Below are 17107 nucleotides of genomic sequence, written 5' to 3'. Positions count from 1 at the left end.
GATGGCAGGCAGTCTGCGCAAGCGAGACCGGGCCCGCGAATACCTGCTCGGGCTGATCGAGTCGGGACAGGTCGGCCAGGCGATCCCGTCGGAGCGGCAACTGGGCGACTTACTGGAGATTTCGCGGCCCACCCTTCGGATGGTGGTCGACGAACTGGTCCGCGACGGCTGGCTTGTCCGTGAGCATGGCCGTGGCATGTTCGTCGGCAGTCCCCGCATCTCGCAACAGATCACCGGCACCCAGGGGGCGACCTATCCGGAAGCCCCTGGAGCCTGGACCAGCAGAGTGCTCGCTCATGCCACGATCCAGGCCGGCACGGTGGTCGGCAACCGGCTCCGGGTCCCACCGAATACGCCGGTACTACGCATTGCCCGCCAGCGCCTCGTCAACGGTGAGCCGATCTGCCTGGAGACGATTCATGTATTGCAGGAGATCGTGGCCGGGTTCGACGTCCAGGCGATCGAGCACGGCTCGTTCTATGCAGTGCTCGAGGAGCAGTACGGCGTGATTCCGGCCGACGCCGAGCAGATTCACTCGGCGGCGTCGGCGGATGCCACCGAGTCCGCTCTGCTCGGCCTCGCGCTGGATGCCCCGATCCTGGTCCTGGAGCGAACGACGCAGGACCAGAACGGCCGCAGATTCGAGTTCACCCGCGCTGCCTACCGCGGCGATCGCTACCAGGTCAGCACTCAGCTGAGCCTGCGCTGAAAGCTGTCAGAGTTTGCGTTGCCATTCCTCGGTCAGCTCGACCGGACGGTAGCCGAGCCGGGCGTTGACCGCGTTCATGGCGGTGTTCTGCTCGGCGTTCCAGGTGTGCAGGACGCGCGGCTCGGTGTGGGTGCGTTGCAGCTCGAGGTGGTTGGCCACCTTGAGAGCCAGGCCGAGTCGGTGGCCGCGGTGCGCCGGTGCCACCAGGGTGCCGGACTGGAACGCATTGATCGAGTCATGCGTGGGACGGAAGAGTGCCGTATGCCCGGCGAGGGTGCCGTCCGGCGCGATCGCTGCGGTCACCCAGCTGTGCTTGCCTTGCGCGAGTGTGTGCTCTTCCCGTGCGCGGATCCGGGCTGCATCGAAGACCTCGGCTTCCATGGTCAGGTCGCCCATCGGCGCCTCGTTGTTGAACGTGCTCTCGAGGGCCGCATAGGCGTCAACGAGGTCGTCCGGGCAGCGGTTCTGCCAGCTGACGAGGCGGTAGTCACGGTGATGGTCGGCGACCTCCGCGGCAAGGCTTGCGAGGAAGGCCTCGTCGAGCGGTAGCTGGAGAATCCGATGCATGTCGACGATGCCAACCGTCATGCCTTGGGCCCGCGCGAAGCTCTGGCCGGGTGCCGAGCCGTCGAGCGGGTTGTGCACCATGGCCTGCACGATCGTGCGGCCGTGATGCGCCGCGCGCGCCTCACCTACGGCGGCCAGCGCGGTGGCGTAGCCCCGACGGCGGTGTTCCGGCAGGACGTCGATCTCCATCGACACCAGGCTGAGGTTGTCCTTCAACGGCACATCAACGAAAAGTACGCCGACCATCCGGCCGGTCTCGTCGCGAGCAGCCCAAAGCTCGTGGGTCCAGTACGGCGTGGGCTGGGTCAGCGAAATCCGCATCTCCTCCAGCTGCCAGGACACAGCGAATTCGCGCCCGGCAGTCCCGCCGGCCAGGTGCACCGCATGCCACTCGTCGAAGGCCGCCGGGTCGTGGGGGTCGATCCGCTCTGTCATCACTCTGCTGACTGTAGAGTCCCGCGGCCGCCAGCCGAACTGATTTATGCAGCGCCGTTTTGCTAGGCAGAAAGGATTTCGCGGATCGCGTTTGCAGACCCCTTCGCGACCTCGGTGACTTCGGCCGGGGTGATCACCAGCGGCGGCCCGAAGACCAGGAGATCGCCCTCCGTCCCGTTCGCGCAGCCGGTGGAGTGATACAGCAGCACGCCGCGCTCCTTGGCCGCCGCGACGATCCGCTCGGCCACTCGTTCAGAACGCGGGAACGGCGCCTTGGTCTCGCGGTCTGCCACCAGCTCGACTGCCCACAACAAGCCGCGGCCCCGGATATCGCCTACGTGCGGGTGATCCCCAAGCTCCTTCTGCAGCTCGGCCCCGAGTTGTTCACCGCGCTCGGCGGCCGCTTCGACCAGCCCGTCGCGCTGCAGAATCTTCAGTACGGCGAGCCCTGCCGCAGCCCCGACCGCGTGATGTGAATACGTGAAGCCGTGGACGAACCCGGCCTTCTGGATCGTGTCGTGCACCTCGCCACTGCACACCGTCAGTCCCAGCGGCCAGTAGCCGGACGCAGCCCCCTTGGCGGCGACCAATAGATCCGGCCGAACACCCCAGTGATCCGAGCCGAACCAACGCCCGGTGCGACCGAACCCAGTCATCACCTCGTCGGCGATCACCAGGACGCCGTACCGGTGGCAAACCTCGGTGATGGCCGGCCAGTAGTCGGCCGACGGCACACAAGCCCCGAGGGCTGCGCCGGCGATCGGCTCCGCGATGAACGCCGCGACGTTTTGCGGGCCCTGGGCAACAATCACCTGTTCCAATGCCTCGGCATGCTGTGCGCCACAGCCGTTTGGGTGACTGTCCGGGAACGAACAGCGATACTCGTACGGCGACGTCGTGCGCGCCGCCGACCCCAGCCAGGGCAGGTACGGCGCTCGCAGGCCGTCGCGACCGGAGACATCGAGCGCACCCCGGGTGTTGCCGTGATACGCGCCGGTCCGGCCGATCACGACCGACCGGTCCTCGCCACGCGCCAAGTGATAGGCCCGCGCCATCTTGAGCGCAGTCTCGACGGCCTCGCTGCCACCCGATACCGGGTAGACGTACGGGTCGTCGACCGGCAACAGCGGGCCGAGCGTCTCGACGTACTCGGTCAAGGACGGCGATGCGAAGGCCGACCCGTGCACATAGGCAACCGACCGGGCCTGGGCCGCGATGGCATCGGCGACCTCGGCCGAACCGTGCCCGATCCCGACCACGATCGCCCCACCGGCCGCGTCCAGGTAGCGGCGGCCAGTGGTGTCGAACAGTTCAGCACCGCGGCCGCCGGCCACGACCGGAAGGTCGCGACCAGCGGCACGGGAGAAGACGGCGCCAGTCACCCAGCGACCGCTTCGGCGAACAGAGAGAGCGCGATCTGGGTTTCCTCGGCCGTGATGACCAGCGGGGGAGACATGCGGATAGCGCTCTCGCCACACTCCAGCACGAGCAGGCCGCGCTCGAATGCCCGCTGCTGGACCGCAGCCGCCTCGTCAGCCGTCGCGAACTCGACACCGATCATCAGACCGACACCGCGGACGTCGACGATCTTGTCCGGGTGCTCGGCCTGGATCTTGGTCAGCCCGTCGAGGAGCTGCTGACCGATCGTGGTCGCGTTCTCCATCAGACCCTCGGACTGAATGACCTCGAGCGTCGCCAGGCCAGCCGCGCACGCGACCGGCGAACCGCCGTACGTCGAACCGTGCGCACCGGCCGGCCAGCTCTCCATCAGCTCGGCCCGAGCCATGAACGCGCCCAGCGGAAGGCCGGAAGCGAGACCCTTCGCGCTGATCAGGATGTCCGGCTGGACGCCGGTGTGCTCGATCGCCCACATCTTGCCGGTCCGGCCGGCGCCCGACTGGACCTCGTCGGCGATCAGCAGGATGCCGTGCTTGTCGCACAGCTCGCGCAGCCGCGCCATCCAGCCTGCCGGCGGAACCAGGTAACCGCCCTCGCCCTGGATCGGCTCGACGAAGATCGCGGCCACCTCGTCCGGCGAAACCTCGTACCGGAAGAGCGTGTTCTCGAGGTGGTCGAACGTGCTGTCATCTCCGTACGGCGCGTGCAGTACACCGGGGAGCAGTGGCCCGAATCCCTTGTGGTACTTGGACTTCGAGGCGGTCAGCGTGACCGCGCCCATCGTGCGGCCATGGAACGCGCCGTAGAAGCTGATCACGTACGGACGCTTGGTCGCGTAGCGAGCCAGCTTCAGCGCGCCCTCGACCGCCTCGGCGCCGGAGTTCGACAGGAAGACCCGGACCGGGCCATCGATCGGCGCAGTCGCGGCGAGCGCGTCGCACATCTGGCTGTAGATCGGCAGGAAGAAGTCGCTGGCCGAGTAGTGCAGCAGCTCACCGGCCTGCTCCTGTACGGCGGCCGTCACGCGCGGGTGGCAGTGACCCGTCGAGTTGACCGCGATCCCGGCGTTGAAGTCCAGGAAGAGGTTGCCGTCGACATCCTCGATGACGCTGCCGTGGCCGCGGCGCGGGGCCAGCGGGTAGGCGCGGGGGAGCGAGCGGCTGGTGACCGCGAGATCGCGCTCCACCACGGCGCTCGACAGCGGACCGGGGATCGCCGTGACGAGGTCCGGCACCGGCCGGCCCTCGGGCAACCATTCCGGGCGGCCAGTGTTGGGCTTGGCGTGAGTCGGGGTCTGGGTCATCGGGACACCACCGTTCGGGACTGTTCGCGGAGGAACTGCTGGACGTAGTACAGGCCGCCACCGGCCTTGCCGGAGCTGCCGGAGCCCTTCCAGCCGCCGAACGGCTGGACGCCCGGCCAGGCGCCGGTGGTCGCGCCGGCGGCGCGGTTGACGTAGACGACACCGGCTTCGATCCGGTCGAGGAAGTAGTCGACCTCGGCGTCGTCGGCGGAGAAGAAGCCCGCGGTGAGACCGAGTTCGGTCGCGTTCGCGAGGGTCAGTGCCTCGTCGAGGGAGTCGACCGGCTGGACGGCCACGAACGGCACGAACAGCTCGTCGGTCAGCAACCGGTCTCCGGCGGGGAGATCCGTGACCACGGTCGGCTGCACGTAGCGGCCCTCGATCACTTCACCACCGGCGACGACCTTGCCGACGCTGGAGGCGTGCGCCACGGCGTCGGTGAACCGGGCGACGGACTCGTCGTTGACGACCGGTCCGACGAAGACGTCGCGCGCGGTCGCGTCACCGACCTTGAGCTCACCGGCGCGGACGGCCAGTCCGGCGACAAAGTCGTCGTACACGGCACGTTCGACGTACACGCGGGAGCAGGCCGAGCACTTCTGGCCCGAGAACCCGAAGGCGGAACGCGCGATCCCGGCGATCGCCGTCGGCAGGTCGGCCTTGGCCGAGACGATGGCCGGGTTCTTGCCGCCCATCTCGCAGACGACCGGCTTCGGGAACGGGGTCGGGAAGCTGCGGTAGATCTCCATGCCGGCCGCGAACGAACCGGTGAAGGTCAGACCGTTCACCCCCGGGTGCTTGACCAGCGCGCGGCCGACCTCATCACCGCCAGGGATCAGTTGCATGACCTCGCCGGGCAGACCGGCGTCCTGGAGGCACTCGTAGAGCTTGACCGCGGTGAACGTTCCCTGCGGGCTCGGCTTGAGGACGACCGTGTTGCCCGCAACGAGCGCGCCACCGGCCGGTCCCGCGGCCAGCGCCATCGGGAAGTTGAACGGGCTGATGACGCCCCAGACGCCGTACGGGCGCAGGACGCTCGTCGTACGCTCGGCGTCGGACAGCTGGTCCATCGGCCGCACGAAACCGTCGTTGTCGCTGTACTGCTTGCAGTAGTAGCGAATCAGGTCCGCCGACTCCTCGACATCGCCGAGGGCCTCGAGGCGGTTCTTGCCAACCTCCATGGACATCAGGGCGGCGAGCTCGTTGGAGCGCTCACTGATCAGATCCGCGGCGCGCATCAGGATGTCGACGCGCTCCTGCCACGGGCGCCCCGACCAAGCCTGTACGGCGTCAGCCGCAGTGCTGACCGCGGCGTCGACCTCGGCCGCGGTCGTGCTGTGCACGGTGCACAGGGTGAGCGCGGCGTCGCCCGGGCTGGTGATCGTGAACGTTTCCTGGCCAGAGAGCGGTTTCCCGCCGACGAAGCCGGTCAGATCGGCGCCGAGCCAGTCCTTCGCGATGGCGAGGCCTTGCTCGTACGCGGTGTGCAGATCCTCGTTGTCTGCGCTGAGAGTTGCGTAGGTGACGCGAAATTTCGTCATCGATGTCCTTCCACGACACATGAAGAAATTGGCTGTGGCAGAAGAGGGGGCAGAGGCGGCCAGAACGCGCGCATGCCAAAGGCCACCAGAGTTTGACTGGTGGCGGCGGGGTGAAGTGCTACCCGGGGGGAAGAATCGTGAGCGGTTTGAGGGAGCCCGGAAGACGCATCGGTCTCGCTCCCTTCGCTCACGGTGTACTGCGGTCAGGCCCTTTCTACCACCAACACCGGCATCGGGACCAGGGCGATCTTCGTCACGGCGTGTCAGGAGTAGCGCGGTTCGAGCTCGAACTCGACGATCCGGATCCGCACGACCGCGGTCCGTCCGGTCGCCGCCTCCAACGCGGAGACGACCGCCTCGTGCACCTTGCGGCCGACCTCAGCGGCCAGGTGATCGACGCCGACCACGATCCGAACCTCCGCCTGCACCTCGATTTCGGTGAGCTCGATGTGGACGCCGGCCACATCTGGCATGTCGCGGCCGGTCGCACGCTGCCAAGCCTGCGCACCGAACTGCCGGAGCAGACCTTTGATCCCGGGCTGCAACCGGACGACGCCGCCGACGGCCCGGGCAGCCAGCGCCGCCGCCTCGGCGGCACCGATCTGCGCAACCTCACCGGTGCTCACGGCTTGGTCCAGACGTCGACAACCTCGAAGTCGAGGGACTCCAGTTCGAGCCCGATCTGTCCTCGCAGAGCCAGCGAAACCCGCTGCCGCGCTTCGTCGAGCGCTCCGACCTGACCGGCGCCGAACTCCAGCGCGACGGACATCCACACCCGGACGGCACCAGGCTCGGACAACTCGATCCGGCACTGCCGAGCCCGTACGCCGGTGGTGCCGTCGACCGCATAGCGCAGTACGGCGTTGAGTGCGTGCACCGAGACCTCGACCTCGGCCGGTTCGGTGGACAGCGGGATCGTGCGGCCGAGGTTCAGGTCGGCGCGGACAGCCGTCATGATCCGGTCGAGCAATCCACTGGGGACGTCGACCGGGTCGTCGATCAGGAACTGGGTCGCCTCGATCAGCTGCTCCAGACCGGCCTGCGCCGTCCGGCAGTGCGGGCAGGTGGCCCGGTGCTCGCTGAGCTCGCCGGACTCGATCTCGTCCCAGACATCTTCGACAGTCCGCCCGCAAGGCAGCGGATGCAGATCGGTGACTGCGTCTTCGGGATTCATCTCCATGGCTTCATCACCTCCGCAAGTTCGGCGCGGGCGCGGGCAATCCGGCCGCGGACCGCCGTGGGCGTCGTACCGACGAGATCGGCGATCTCCTGGTACGAGCGGCCGTGGACCTCGCGCAGTAGCCAGCAGGCACGCTGTGGCGGTGGGAGCCGTTTCAATGCAACGGCCAGTGCCTGCATTGCTTCGCTGTTCCCGACCGCGCGGGCCGGGTCAGCGTCACCGCTGAGGTCGTGGGGAGCGCTCTCTTCGTCGAGTTCGGTGGTTGGCTTGCGGCGCTGCAAGATCGTCAAACACTTGTTGGTCGCGGTGCGGTAGAGCCAGGAACCGAAGGCTGCGTCGTGCTGGATCTCCGGCAGCCGGCGCCACGCGGTCACGAACGTCTCTTGGGCGACGTCTTCGGCGTCACCCGTTGCGCCGTTCAGCATCCGGAGGCAGAGCGTGTAGATCCGGCGCTGGTAGCGCCGGACCAGCAGCTCGAACGCCGCCGGGTCGCGATCACGGGCCCGGGCAACGAGGGTTGCCTCGTCGAGCTCGATCAGCCCTGTGGTCACTCCACCTCCTGGTTGCGCACCTGCTCTTGAGACGACACTGCCTGCGTAGATGTCACGGTAGCCTCCCGGATCCATTGCGTGAGCCATGTCACGCTGGTCCGGATGTGGAGGGACCGTGACGATTCCGGTCGCACGGTCGTCCTTCCAGCGAACGGCTCCGAAGCTGTTCTGGATGATCGAAGCAGTCGCTGACGAGAAAGGCATCTCCGATGACAGAAACCGCTACCCCCAAGCCGGCCCCCAAGCGTCCGGTCGCCGTCGCCGACCCGGTAGCCAACGACACAGTTGTTGCCGATGGCATCATTGCCGGCGGCAAGACCTCGATCGCGGATGTCGTGGTCTCCAAGATTGCCGGTATCGCAACCCGTGAGATCCCCGGTGTGCATGCTCTCGGCGGCGGCGCTGCCCGGGCAGTCGGCATGCTGCGCGAGCGCATCCCTGGCTCGAAGACGAACCTCTCGCAGGGCGTCTCCGTCGAGGTCGGTGAGACGCAGGCCGCGGTCGACATCGACCTCGTCGCCGAGTACGGCGTGAGCATTGCCGACCTGGCCGCCGCGATCCGCGAGAACGTGATCTCCGCCGTCGAGCGGATGACCGGCCTCCAGGTCACTGAGGTCAACATTTCCGTGTCCGACGTGCACCTGGACGGCGACGACGACGATGACTCCGAGTCCGCCGACACCGCCGAACCCCGCGTCCGCTGACACACCCGCTGCATTTTCCTGCAGCACCCCTTGCACCCTGCCCCAGAGCACCTTTCCTCAGAGGAGATCCCGAGTGAGCACCTCGACCATCGGCCTGTTCGCCGGCCTGCTGATCGCCATCGCTGCCGCAGCCGGCGGTTTCCCCGGCTTCCTGCTGGCCCTCGTGCTGGGCGCTGTCGGCTTGGTTGTCGGCCGCTTCCTGTCCGACGGCAGCGGGACGAAGGCGCTCGACGACCTCCTCTCCCGCCGAAACCGTGGCTGACCAGAACACCCCGCGCCCGACTGACAGCATCCCGGCAGAGCGCTCGGAGGCACCGGACGGCGGGGTTCCGGTAGAGCGCGCGCTGGGGAGCCCCCTGTTGGTCGAGTCGGCCGGTGAGAAGTCGGTGGGATCCGTGGGGCCTGGGGCTGCGTCAGACGATTGTTCGTCTGACGGCGGTGCGGGGAATGAACTTGCGCCGGTGGACGGACCGGTGCCGGGGGTCTCAGGGCCGTCCGCGATCGCATTCGGGGGCGATCGCGGCCGGCTCGAGATCGCACAACGGGCGGTCGAGCGGATCGTGGAGATCACGGCCCGCCGCCATCCTGCGGTGAGCCGGCAGTCCGCCGTACTGAGGCGTGGGTTGCCCAAGGCGCGGGCGGTGGTTGCTGGGCAGCGTGTGCGGGTCTCGTTGGAGACCGCGATCACCTGGCCGCATCCGCTCGCTGAAACTGCAGCTGACCTCCGTGAGGCGATCACGTCCGCGGTGGAAGATCTGACCGGGCTGGGCGTGGACCGAGCCGACGTCACGATCACCACGGTCGACGCCTCTCAGGTAGAGGAGTCGAGCGGTGAAGCCGTCGCCGAGGCGGTGGCTGCAAAGCCGCCCGTGGCGGGGACTGCGGTCGTTTGGTTCGGGATCGTGGGTGCGTTCGCGTTGATCTTGGCGGGGTGTGTTGCGCTCCGGGAGATGGCGGTTGCTTCCGGGCTGATGGACGGGACCTCGTGGTTGAGCCGCGGATTCGGCCGCACTGCTGAGTTGGAACCTGCCGGGTGGATGGTGCCGGCCGGGATTGGTGCCGCTGCCGTCGGGCTGCTGTTGCTGGTGATGGCGTTCAAGCGCCGTCGCCGCACACATCATGCGGTCAACGGGTCCGACGGCCTCGTGTGGGTGCGGAGCACGGACGTTGCGCGGTTGGCGACAGACAGTGCGCGGCACGTGGACTCGGTGACCGACGTGGCGGGTCGGTCGAAGCGGAAGCGGCTTGGCCTGGTGGTGACGACGTTCGGCGACCCGGTCCGTGTCAGCGCCGACGTCACGGCAGTTGTGGAAGAGCGGTTGCGGACGATAACCCCGGTGCCGCGGACGCGGATCGCCGTACGGGAGGAGTGACATGCGTCGCGGAGTGATTGCTCTGGATCGACTGGTGGGAACGCTGATCGCGCTCTCTCTGCTTGTTGTGGGTGGCGCTGCGGTCGCTTGGCAGTACGGCGAATTGCCGGCTGCCCCGGACCGGATCACGGCCGGGCCGGTGAGCGATCCCACCGGCGCCGAATGGTGGCCGTGGGCAACTGGTGCCGCGGGAGTCATTGCGATCTGTTTCGGGCTCTGGTGGCTTGCACGGCATTTGCCGCGGCGGGTCGGCGGGCGGTTCGCGCTGCCTGGTGGTGATCGGAGCGGGAAGCTGGTTGCCGACGCGCATTCAGCGGTGGACGCCGCCGCGAAGGCGTTGGCGCGGACGCCCGGCGTCCGGGACGGTTCAGGTCAGGTAGTCGCCGACCGAGGCCAACTGGTCGCCGAGCTCACCTGCACCGTCGAGCCGACCGCCGATCTCGAAGCTGTGCATGCGGCGGCCGCACGCACCGCCGCCGACCTCGCCACCGTGGTTGCGCTCCCCAAGATCCACACTCGGGTCCGGCTCCGGGTGGCGCGCTCGGACAGGACCACCGCGGTCGCCCGCGTGATCTGATCAGGAATCAAGAAGCCCGGGATGCCCGGCAGGATCTAGCGTTGCGGGTATGAACAACACGAGCACACAAGAACGGCAGCCGGGAACCCCGGGAGCGCTCTCTCGCTGGTTCCAGCGGACAGTGAACGGGCGGACCACGCGCAAGATCCGGCGTGGTCGCGCCACGATGATGGGGATGGACCTGCTGGTCCTGACCACGGTCGGGCGGCGCAGCGGGTTGACCCGGGAGAACCCGCTGGCCTGGTTCGCGGATGGGCCGGACGCCTGGGTGCTGATCGCCTCCGGCGGCGGGAGCCAGAACCCCGGCTGGTACGCGAACCTGCTCGCCAACCCGGCCGCGGCGACGATCGAGTTGCCCGACCGCGGCGTCGTACCGGTGACACCGGAGCCGCTGACGGGAGCGTCGTACGAAGCGGTCTGGGCCTCGATCATCCAAGCCCAGCCGCGGTTCGCGAAGTACCAGCAGAAGTCGGCGCGCAAGTACCCCCTCGTCCGGCTCACGCCGCGCGCCTGACTACTCGACGAGCTTGCCTTCCGTGGAGATTTCGTCGCGCATCAGCGCGCGGATATCGGCCGGGATCGCGGGGATGCGCTCTCTCGTGATCTGGCCGGGGCCCGACCAGACGAGGTTGACCTGGAGCGACTCGTCGAGGTCGGGGTAGTCCGACCGGTTATGGCAGCCGCGCGACTCCCGGCGTTCCAGCGCGGCGTCCAAGGTCGCCCGGGCGGAAAGCGCCGAGGACTTGAGATCGAAGGCGTGCGCGAGGTCCTGGAAACCTGCGATATCGGGGTGCACGCCGACCTGCGCCGTGCGCTCCTCGATCGCTTCGAGCTCCTCGATACCAGCCAGCAGACCGGCCTCATCCCGTACGACGCCGGCCCGCGCCGTGAGCGTGTCGCGGAGCGCTCTCTGCAGCGCCCGAACGTTCTCCGGACCGTCAGAAGCAAGTAGACCGTCGACCTCAGCCCGCGCTTCACCGACAACCTCGGCAGATCGCTGCTGGGACTCACGATTCACCGAGTACTTCGCCGCTTCCTCACCAACGATCCGGCCGAACACCAGGAGTTCGATCAGCGAGTTCCCGCCCAGCCGGTTCGCGCCATGCAGACCGCTGGCCGCCTCGCCCAGCGCGTACAGACCATCAACCCCCGTCGAGTGGTCCTCGGCCCGCACCCAAACGCCGCCCATCGAGTAATGCGCGGTCGGCGCGATCTCGATCGGCTGCTGGGTGATGTCGAGCATCTGCAGTTCAAGCAGCGTCTGATAAACCCTCGGCAGGCGCTGCATGATCGTCTCCCGCGGCAGGTGCGACACGTCGAGCCAGACCCCACCCTTCGGCGTACCACGGCCTTCCTTGATCTCCGTGTACGCGGCCAGCGCGACCCGGTCCCGCGTCGACAGCTCCATCCGCTCAGCGTCGTACCGGGCCATGAAGCGCTCTCCGAGCGCGTTCTTGAGCTGCCCACCCTCGCCCCGCGCGGCCTCGGACACCAGCGTCCCGGCCGCATTCTCGGGCTCGATCAATCCGGACGGGTGGAACTGCACGAGCTCAGGATCGCGAATCCGCCCACCAGCCGTGACCGCGAGACGGAACGAGTCGCCGGTGTTCTCATCCCGGCGAGACGACGTACGCCGCCAGATCCGCGTGTGACCACCGGCCGCGAGGATCACCGAGTCGGCGTGGATCACATACCGCTTGCCCGTATCGAGATCGAACCCATAGGCACCGAACACCGTGTTGTCGCGCACCAGAATCCGCGTCACATACACGTTGTCGAGGATCGGAACCCCGAGCTGAACCGCGCGATTCACCAACGTACGCTGGATTTCCAGCCCCGTGTAGTCGCCGGCGAACGCTGCCCGGCGGTAGGTATGCGCCCCGAAGAATCGTTGCGAGATCCGCCCATCGGCCTCCCGCGCGAACGGCATCCCGTACCGCTCCAGATCGGCGATTCCCTGCGCGGCACCCTCGGCGACGATCCGGACCGTGTCCGGATTCGCCAGCAGGTAGCTCTCCTGCAAGGTGTCGGCGGCGTGCTGCTGCCAGGTGTCCTCGGGGTCCATCGTGGCCAGCGCCGCGTTGATACCACCGGCGGCCAGCGACGTATGCGCGTCATTGCGTGGACGTTTGCCCAGGGCAAGGACTTCGACACCGCGTTCGGCCAGCTCGATCGCGGCCCGCAGGCCGCCACCACCGGTTCCGATCACCAGGACGGAGGTTGCAATCTGCTGCTCGGCCATCGTCATTGATGGTTCTCTCCTTAGGCTCTTCGGCCCAAACTCAAAGGGCTCAGTGTCTACTTGACCACGCAGATTCCGGTTCTGTGACTCCCAGCCGGGTAACAGCGGTCACACCGGGGGTGGGGGTTGTCACAACCGGGACCTCTACGCTGTCGTAGCTAGTGAGAGAGCGGAGGATTTCGGTGCGCAGAATCGTGGTTGTCGGAGGCGGATACGCCGGCTTCTACACAGCATGGAAGCTGGAGAAGAAGCTTCGCCGAGGCGAGGCCGAGGTAGTACTGATCGACCCACGCCCGTACATGACCTACCAGCCCTTCCTCCCCGAAGTGCTGTCTGGCTCGGTCGAGGCCCGGCACGCAGCGATCTCCCTGCGTCGTAACCTGCGCAAGACCCGGATCATCGCGGGCTCGGTGACGAAGGTCGAACACGCCCGCAAGACGGTCATCATCCACCCCGTCAGCGGCGAAGACTTCGAACTCCCGTACGACGTGATCGCAATCACCGCCGGCGCGATCACCCGCACCTTCTCCGTACCCGGTATCGCCGAGCACGCGATCGGTGTGAAGCATGTCGAGGAGGCGGTGGCGGTTCGCGACCAGTTGCTCACCGCCTTCGACAAGGCATCCGTTCTGCCACCCGGTCCGGAGCGCCGCCGGTTGCTGACAATGCTGGTTGTCGGCGCCGGCTTCAACGGAGTCGAGAGCTTCGGTGAACTACTCTCGCTTGAAGTCCTACCCCGGCCTAAGCCGTGAGGACCTGTCGCTCCACCTGGTCGAGGCGACCGCGCGGATCCTTCCCGAGGTGTCCGACGGCCCGCGAGCCTGGGTACGCCGGCTCTTCGAAGGCAGAGGCGGTCACCTCCACCTCGAGACGACCGTGGTCTCGGCCACCGACGGTCACGTCGTGCTGAGCGACGGCTCAGAGTTCGACACCGACCTGATCATCTGGTCGGCCGGAAACGCGGCGACGCGCCTGGTCCGCGGTCACACCGACCTCCCCGTCACCACCCGCGGCCTCATCCAGACCCGCCCCGACCTACGAGTCGGCACCGACGACGAGATCGTCCCGGACGCCTGGGCCGCCGGCGACGACGCCGCGATCCCGGACCTCGCCGTACCGGGCTCGCTTACCGTGCCGAACGCGCAGAACGCGGTCCGGCAAGGAAAGTTGCTCGCCAAGAACCTGCTGGCCAACCTGCGCGGTCGCGAGCCGAAGGAGTACCGCCACTCCAGCCTCGGTGCCGTGGCGACGCTCGGCCTCGGCACCGGCATCTTCCAGTTCCGCCGGATCGTCGTGCGGGGACCGCTCGCCTGGCTAATGCACCGCGGCTACCACGTCCTCGCCGTACCGACCTGGGACCGCAAGGTTCGCGTCCTCGCCATCTGGCTAGCCGCCGCCTTCTACGGCCGAGACATCGTCTCCCTAGCCTCAGTCCAGCAACCAAGAGCCGCCTTCACCACCGAAGCCGACTCCACCACTCCTTAGCAGCCGGGTGTCCACGGTCCCCGGTCGGTGTCCTCGGTACGGCGGATTGCTTCGTGTTCGGGTGGTTCGCGGTTGGTCGGTGGTTCTTGGGCGGCGGCCGGCGGGAAATGTTGCGGTCAGCGGTGGGTGGGCGTGGGCTCGGCCGGTGACGTCTGGGGATGGCGGGTCGCCGCTGCGGCCGACTAACGGCGGCGTGGCTGGTCGCCGCGGTGGCTGGGCTGCTTGGCGAGGTCAGCGATCGCGAACTCGTTGCTTGAGGTTGCTGCCGATGGCAACGAGTCCTGACAGCTGACCCGCCGCGGTGGCTTTCGACCACAGGACAGGTTGTTCCGGCGTGCTGTCCGGCGAGGCGGGGGAGCGCTACGCACCGGAATCGACAGGCAGAACTCCCCAACCCCCGGCAAACGGCCATTTATCCGACGACCGCACTTCACTGACCCCCGCCGAAGCCCAGAACCTCAAGCAACGAGCCACGCGATCGCCGACCTCGCCATCCACCCCGGCCGTAGACCTGCTCGGCGATCCGTTTCAGCAGATCGGCCGCAGCGGCGACCAGCCACCCACCGGACGACCCCGGCCGCAGGTCCGTCCACCGTCCAAGGCAACGATCAGCGAGAACCTACTGCCCCACAACGACAGCAGACTCCCGCAAAGCGGCCCCAACCACCGCGACCGCAGCTAGCGTCCGAAGAACCGCTGACCACGCGCGCCGATCGTTCGGACGTTAGCGGGCCAGTGTTCTAGCGTCCGAAGATCCGGAGACCATGTGCTCGGAGCCTTCCGACGTCGACGCTTGACCGACCCTTCGGCACTGTCCTGGCCCCTTAATCAACTGGCATTTTTGGGGGCGCCCACCAAATGCAGCCTGAACGCGATCGCCGACGGCAGCTCAGCAACCCCAGCCACAGCCCGGAGCCCCAAGCAACGGCCACCGTGGACGCGGCCTGTTTTTCTGGGCCGCAACCAAAGCCCGGAACACCAAGCAGCGTGAGCCTAGGTCGCCGGTCTCGCCATCTCGCCTGAGCCACCGCGGCGCTCAGCCACCCGCTTTTCGAGTCGGCCGGTCGCGGCGAGCAACCAGGCACCCACGCCCCCGGCCGAGTCCTTGCCGGACCTTAGCCGGGGCTGCGGATCCCCGCTCGTCCCAAGGGCAATCGGCTGAACCCGTCGGGCGCGCTTGTGCTGGGCGGGAAAGCGCGGATGGTCGGAGCGGCGATCCTAGTAAGCGTTGGCTGGAGCGGGGCGGTGGAGTGCGGTGGCGTGATCGGCAGTGCCTGAGGTTGGTGTCGAGGCTGGGGAGTTCTGCCTGTCGATTCCGGTTCATTGCGCTCCCCGGCCGCGACCGCTGCCTGGGGAAGGTCGCGTGGAATGGGGCAGCTAGCTTTGTGGATCGCCAAGGCCACCAGTTGCCCATCTCGCTCCACAAAGGCAAGCCCGCGCGCCGAACGGACGCACTTTGAGAGCCCATCAACCGTTTGGCGCGCTCTGCGTGGTTGGTGCGTTCTCAAAGACGCGCGGCGGGCTCAGGTGTGGGCTGGTGTGGGCTGATCGAATAGCCCACAGCTCACCATGTAAATAAGGGGTTTTCGGCCAAAAAGTGTCGGTGGGCGTGTCTATGCTTTTGGGTATGGAGATGTTGACGATGCCCCCGGTGTGGTCCTTGAGTGTCGCCGAACTGGTGACCTCGCTGGACACTGCGCACGCTGTCAGAGCGGCGCTCGACACCTTCATCCTGCAAGCTGGTGGGCGCCTCGACGAGATGGGTGCCGCGGCCGAGCTCGGTGCTCGTGACACTGTCGATTTCTTGTCTGAGCGGTACCGGGAGGCTCCTGCGGAGGTGCGTAAGGCTCTGGCGTTCATGGCTGCTTTGCGTAAGTACCCGCTGGTGGCGGGCGCGTTGCCGGATCCGACCGATCCGGCTCGGCCGTGGACGGTGCGGCCGGCGCAGGGCATGGTGGTTGTCGAGACGTTGGAGAAGGTTCCGTCGACTGTTGCGGTTGAGACGCTTGAGTTCACCGAAAATCAGATGGTCGGTGTCGCGAAAGACCAGGACCCTCGTCGGCTCGCCAAGTTCGGCAACGATGTCCTCACACGGCTCGACACCGACGGTGCGGAACCTTCTGAAGAAGAGGCGCACGCGAAGAGGTCGTTGCGGTTGCGGCAGGTCGATGGCGGGGTGAAGTTCTCCGGGTTCCTGCCTGGTGCTGACGGTGAGCAGCTCACCACCCAGATCCACATGTTGTCGAAGCCGCATAAGACTGTTGATGGTGAGCGTGATCCGCGGCCACAGGACGTGCGGCAGGCTGATGCTTTGGTAGCCACGATGGACGCCGCGGCCGGCAACCGTGACCATCCGGGTGTGCCGCACCTGACCGTCACGATCGACTTCGACGACCTCAAAGCTGCTCTCGGAGACACGACCGGCGCGGTTGGTGAGCTGGTGTTCGGGAACAACCTGTCCGCCTCAGCGGTGCGGCTACTGGCCTGTGACGCAGCGATCCTCCCGATCGTGCTGGGTGGGGATTCGCAGCCGCTGGATGTCGGGACTGAGCAGCGGTTCGTGAATCGCTATATGCGGCGGGCTTTGATCAAGCGCGATAAGGGCTGTGTGGTGTGTAAGGCGCCGCCGTGGATGTGCCATGCGCACCACATCATTCATTGGGCCAACGGCGGGCCGACCAGCATGCAGAACCTGGTGCTGTTGTGTGCGTCGCATCACCGTGCTGTGCATGCTGGGCAGTGGGCTGTCTCGATCACCGGCGGCATCGTGAACGTGACCCGGCCGAGCTGGGCCGATCCAGCACCGGTGACGGATCCGGCTGTTCTCGCTGCAGCTCGCAGTTGGACGACTGCTACCCATGAGGCGACTAGTAGCTACCCGGGCCACGATCAGCCGACCAGGGTCTCCGCGGGCAGCGCTCTCCCGAACCCGACGCTGGCCGCCAAACGCGAAGCGTTCCGCGCCCACCTGACCGCGATGGTCCCCAACTACACCGACCCCTGGTCAACCAACGCCAACCCAACCGCCGGCCCGTAGACCCC

The 17107-nt window shown here is 67.4% G+C and carries 17 protein-coding genes; 9 read left to right on the top strand and 8 right to left on the bottom strand.

Going from position 1 to position 17107, the window contains the following annotated elements:
* Nucleotide 1 precedes the first annotated feature (1 nt).
* Nucleotides 2–709: a GntR family transcriptional regulator gene (locus tag E1263_RS30070; RefSeq protein WP_132173462.1), complete on the top strand. Its 708-nt coding sequence runs from the start codon at nt 2–4 to the stop codon at nt 707–709.
* A 6-nt stretch (nt 710–715) separates the two neighbouring features.
* Here the strand turns inward: E1263_RS30070 and E1263_RS30065 are convergent, their stop codons facing one another.
* The 7 genes from E1263_RS30065 to E1263_RS30035 all read right to left on the bottom strand — a co-directional run bounded on the left by E1263_RS30065 (nt 716) and on the right by E1263_RS30035 (nt 7684).
* The gene (locus tag E1263_RS30065; RefSeq protein WP_238161651.1) at nt 716–1711 is read right to left on the bottom strand and encodes a GNAT family N-acetyltransferase; all 996 of its coding nucleotides are present in this window, start codon (nt 1709–1711) and stop codon (nt 716–718) included.
* A gap of 62 nt (nt 1712–1773) precedes the next feature.
* The gene (locus tag E1263_RS30060) at nt 1774–3093 is read right to left on the bottom strand and encodes an aminotransferase family protein (protein ID WP_132173460.1); all 1320 of its coding nucleotides are present in this window, start codon (nt 3091–3093) and stop codon (nt 1774–1776) included.
* Nucleotides 3090–4412 (bottom strand): aminotransferase class III-fold pyridoxal phosphate-dependent enzyme, encoded by a 1323-nt coding sequence (locus E1263_RS30055; protein WP_132173458.1) that lies wholly within the window; start codon nt 4410–4412, stop codon nt 3090–3092. The genes E1263_RS30060 and E1263_RS30055 overlap by 4 nt, the downstream gene beginning before the upstream one ends.
* The gene (locus E1263_RS30050) at nt 4409–5953 is read right to left on the bottom strand and encodes an aldehyde dehydrogenase family protein (RefSeq protein WP_132173456.1); all 1545 of its coding nucleotides are present in this window, start codon (nt 5951–5953) and stop codon (nt 4409–4411) included. Before E1263_RS30050 ends, E1263_RS30055 begins: the two co-directional genes overlap by 4 nt.
* A 263-nt stretch (nt 5954–6216) precedes the next feature.
* Nucleotides 6217–6579 (bottom strand): hypothetical protein, encoded by a 363-nt coding sequence (locus E1263_RS30045; protein ID WP_132173454.1) that lies wholly within the window; start codon nt 6577–6579, stop codon nt 6217–6219.
* Nucleotides 6576–7133, bottom strand: a complete 558-nt coding sequence (locus E1263_RS30040) for an anti-sigma factor (protein WP_132173452.1) — start codon at nt 7131–7133, stop codon at nt 6576–6578. The genes E1263_RS30045 and E1263_RS30040 overlap by 4 nt, the downstream gene beginning before the upstream one ends.
* Nucleotides 7124–7684, bottom strand: coding sequence for an RNA polymerase sigma factor (locus E1263_RS30035; protein WP_132173450.1), 561 nt, complete (start codon nt 7682–7684; stop codon nt 7124–7126). The genes E1263_RS30040 and E1263_RS30035 overlap by 10 nt, the downstream gene beginning before the upstream one ends.
* Nucleotides 7685–7893: 209 nt before the next feature.
* Between E1263_RS30035 and E1263_RS30030 the strand changes: the two genes are divergently transcribed.
* The 5 genes from E1263_RS30030 (at nt 7894) to E1263_RS30010 (ending at nt 10852) form a co-directional block, all read left to right on the top strand.
* Entirely contained in the window at nt 7894–8388 is a 495-nt protein-coding gene (locus tag E1263_RS30030; RefSeq protein WP_132173448.1) for an Asp23/Gls24 family envelope stress response protein, read from the top strand.
* Nucleotides 8389–8461: 73 nt separating this feature from the next.
* Nucleotides 8462–8650, top strand: a complete 189-nt coding sequence (locus E1263_RS30025) for a hypothetical protein (RefSeq protein ID WP_132173446.1) — start codon at nt 8462–8464, stop codon at nt 8648–8650.
* A 199-nt stretch (nt 8651–8849) separates the two neighbouring features.
* On the top strand, nt 8850–9761 hold the full coding sequence (locus tag E1263_RS30020) for a DUF6286 domain-containing Asp23/Gls24 family envelope stress response protein (RefSeq protein WP_132173444.1): 912 nt from the start codon (nt 8850–8852) through the stop codon (nt 9759–9761).
* 1 nt (nt 9762) lies between these two features.
* Nucleotides 9763–10338 carry a hypothetical protein gene (locus E1263_RS30015; protein WP_132173442.1) on the top strand — a complete coding sequence of 192 codons (576 nt, stop codon included), beginning with the start codon at nt 9763–9765 and terminating at the stop codon, nt 10336–10338.
* A 49-nt stretch (nt 10339–10387) separates the two neighbouring features.
* Nucleotides 10388–10852, top strand: a complete 465-nt coding sequence (locus E1263_RS30010) for a nitroreductase family deazaflavin-dependent oxidoreductase (RefSeq protein WP_132173440.1) — start codon at nt 10388–10390, stop codon at nt 10850–10852.
* Here E1263_RS30010 and E1263_RS30005 read toward each other — a convergent pair whose 3' ends face one another.
* A complete protein-coding gene (locus E1263_RS30005; protein ID WP_132173438.1) occupies nt 10853–12586 on the bottom strand; it encodes an L-aspartate oxidase in 1734 nt (577 codons plus the stop codon).
* 176 nt (nt 12587–12762) lie between these two features.
* Here E1263_RS30005 and E1263_RS44135 point away from each other — a divergent pair, with 176 nt between their 5' ends.
* The 3 genes from E1263_RS44135 to E1263_RS29995 all read left to right on the top strand — a co-directional run bounded on the left by E1263_RS44135 (nt 12763) and on the right by E1263_RS29995 (nt 17102).
* Nucleotides 12763–13332, top strand: coding sequence for an NAD(P)/FAD-dependent oxidoreductase (locus E1263_RS44135; RefSeq protein ID WP_202869121.1), 570 nt, complete (start codon nt 12763–12765; stop codon nt 13330–13332).
* Entirely contained in the window at nt 13289–14065 is a 777-nt protein-coding gene (locus E1263_RS44130) for an NAD(P)/FAD-dependent oxidoreductase (RefSeq protein WP_202869120.1), read from the top strand. Before E1263_RS44135 ends, E1263_RS44130 begins: the two co-directional genes overlap by 44 nt.
* Before the next feature lie 1627 nt (nt 14066–15692).
* Entirely contained in the window at nt 15693–17102 is a 1410-nt protein-coding gene (locus E1263_RS29995; protein WP_165956791.1) for an HNH endonuclease signature motif containing protein, read from the top strand.
* The last annotated feature ends 5 nt before the right edge of the window (nt 17103–17107 follow it).

Source organism: Kribbella antibiotica, assembly GCF_004349055.1.
Classification (GTDB): Bacteria; Actinomycetota; Actinomycetes; order Propionibacteriales; family Kribbellaceae; genus Kribbella; species Kribbella antibiotica.
Note: the sequence above shows the minus strand (reverse complement) of the source record. Positions and strands in the feature narration are given on the sequence as shown.

Excerpts from the sequence above, each read along its gene's own strand:
- E1263_RS30005 (WP_132173438.1), bottom strand. The coding sequence starts at position 12,586 with ATGACGATGGCCGAGCAGCAGATTGCAACCTCCGTCCTGGTGATCGGA.
- E1263_RS30030 (WP_132173448.1), top strand. The coding sequence starts at position 7,894 with ATGACAGAAACCGCTACCCCCAAGCCGGCCCCCAAGCGTCCGGTCGCC.
- E1263_RS30050 (WP_132173456.1), bottom strand. The coding sequence starts at position 5,953 with ATGACGAAATTTCGCGTCACCTACGCAACTCTCAGCGCAGACAACGAG.
- E1263_RS30040 (WP_132173452.1), bottom strand. The coding sequence starts at position 7,133 with ATGGAGATGAATCCCGAAGACGCAGTCACCGATCTGCATCCGCTGCCT.
- E1263_RS30015 (WP_132173442.1), top strand. The coding sequence starts at position 9,763 with ATGCGTCGCGGAGTGATTGCTCTGGATCGACTGGTGGGAACGCTGATC.
- E1263_RS30010 (WP_132173440.1), top strand. The coding sequence starts at position 10,388 with ATGAACAACACGAGCACACAAGAACGGCAGCCGGGAACCCCGGGAGCG.
- E1263_RS29995 (WP_165956791.1), top strand. The coding sequence starts at position 15,693 with ATGGAGATGTTGACGATGCCCCCGGTGTGGTCCTTGAGTGTCGCCGAA.
- E1263_RS30070 (WP_132173462.1), top strand. The coding sequence starts at position 2 with ATGGCAGGCAGTCTGCGCAAGCGAGACCGGGCCCGCGAATACCTGCTC.
- E1263_RS30065 (WP_238161651.1), bottom strand. The coding sequence starts at position 1,711 with ATGACAGAGCGGATCGACCCCCACGACCCGGCGGCCTTCGACGAGTGG.
- E1263_RS30055 (WP_132173458.1), bottom strand. The coding sequence starts at position 4,412 with ATGACCCAGACCCCGACTCACGCCAAGCCCAACACTGGCCGCCCGGAA.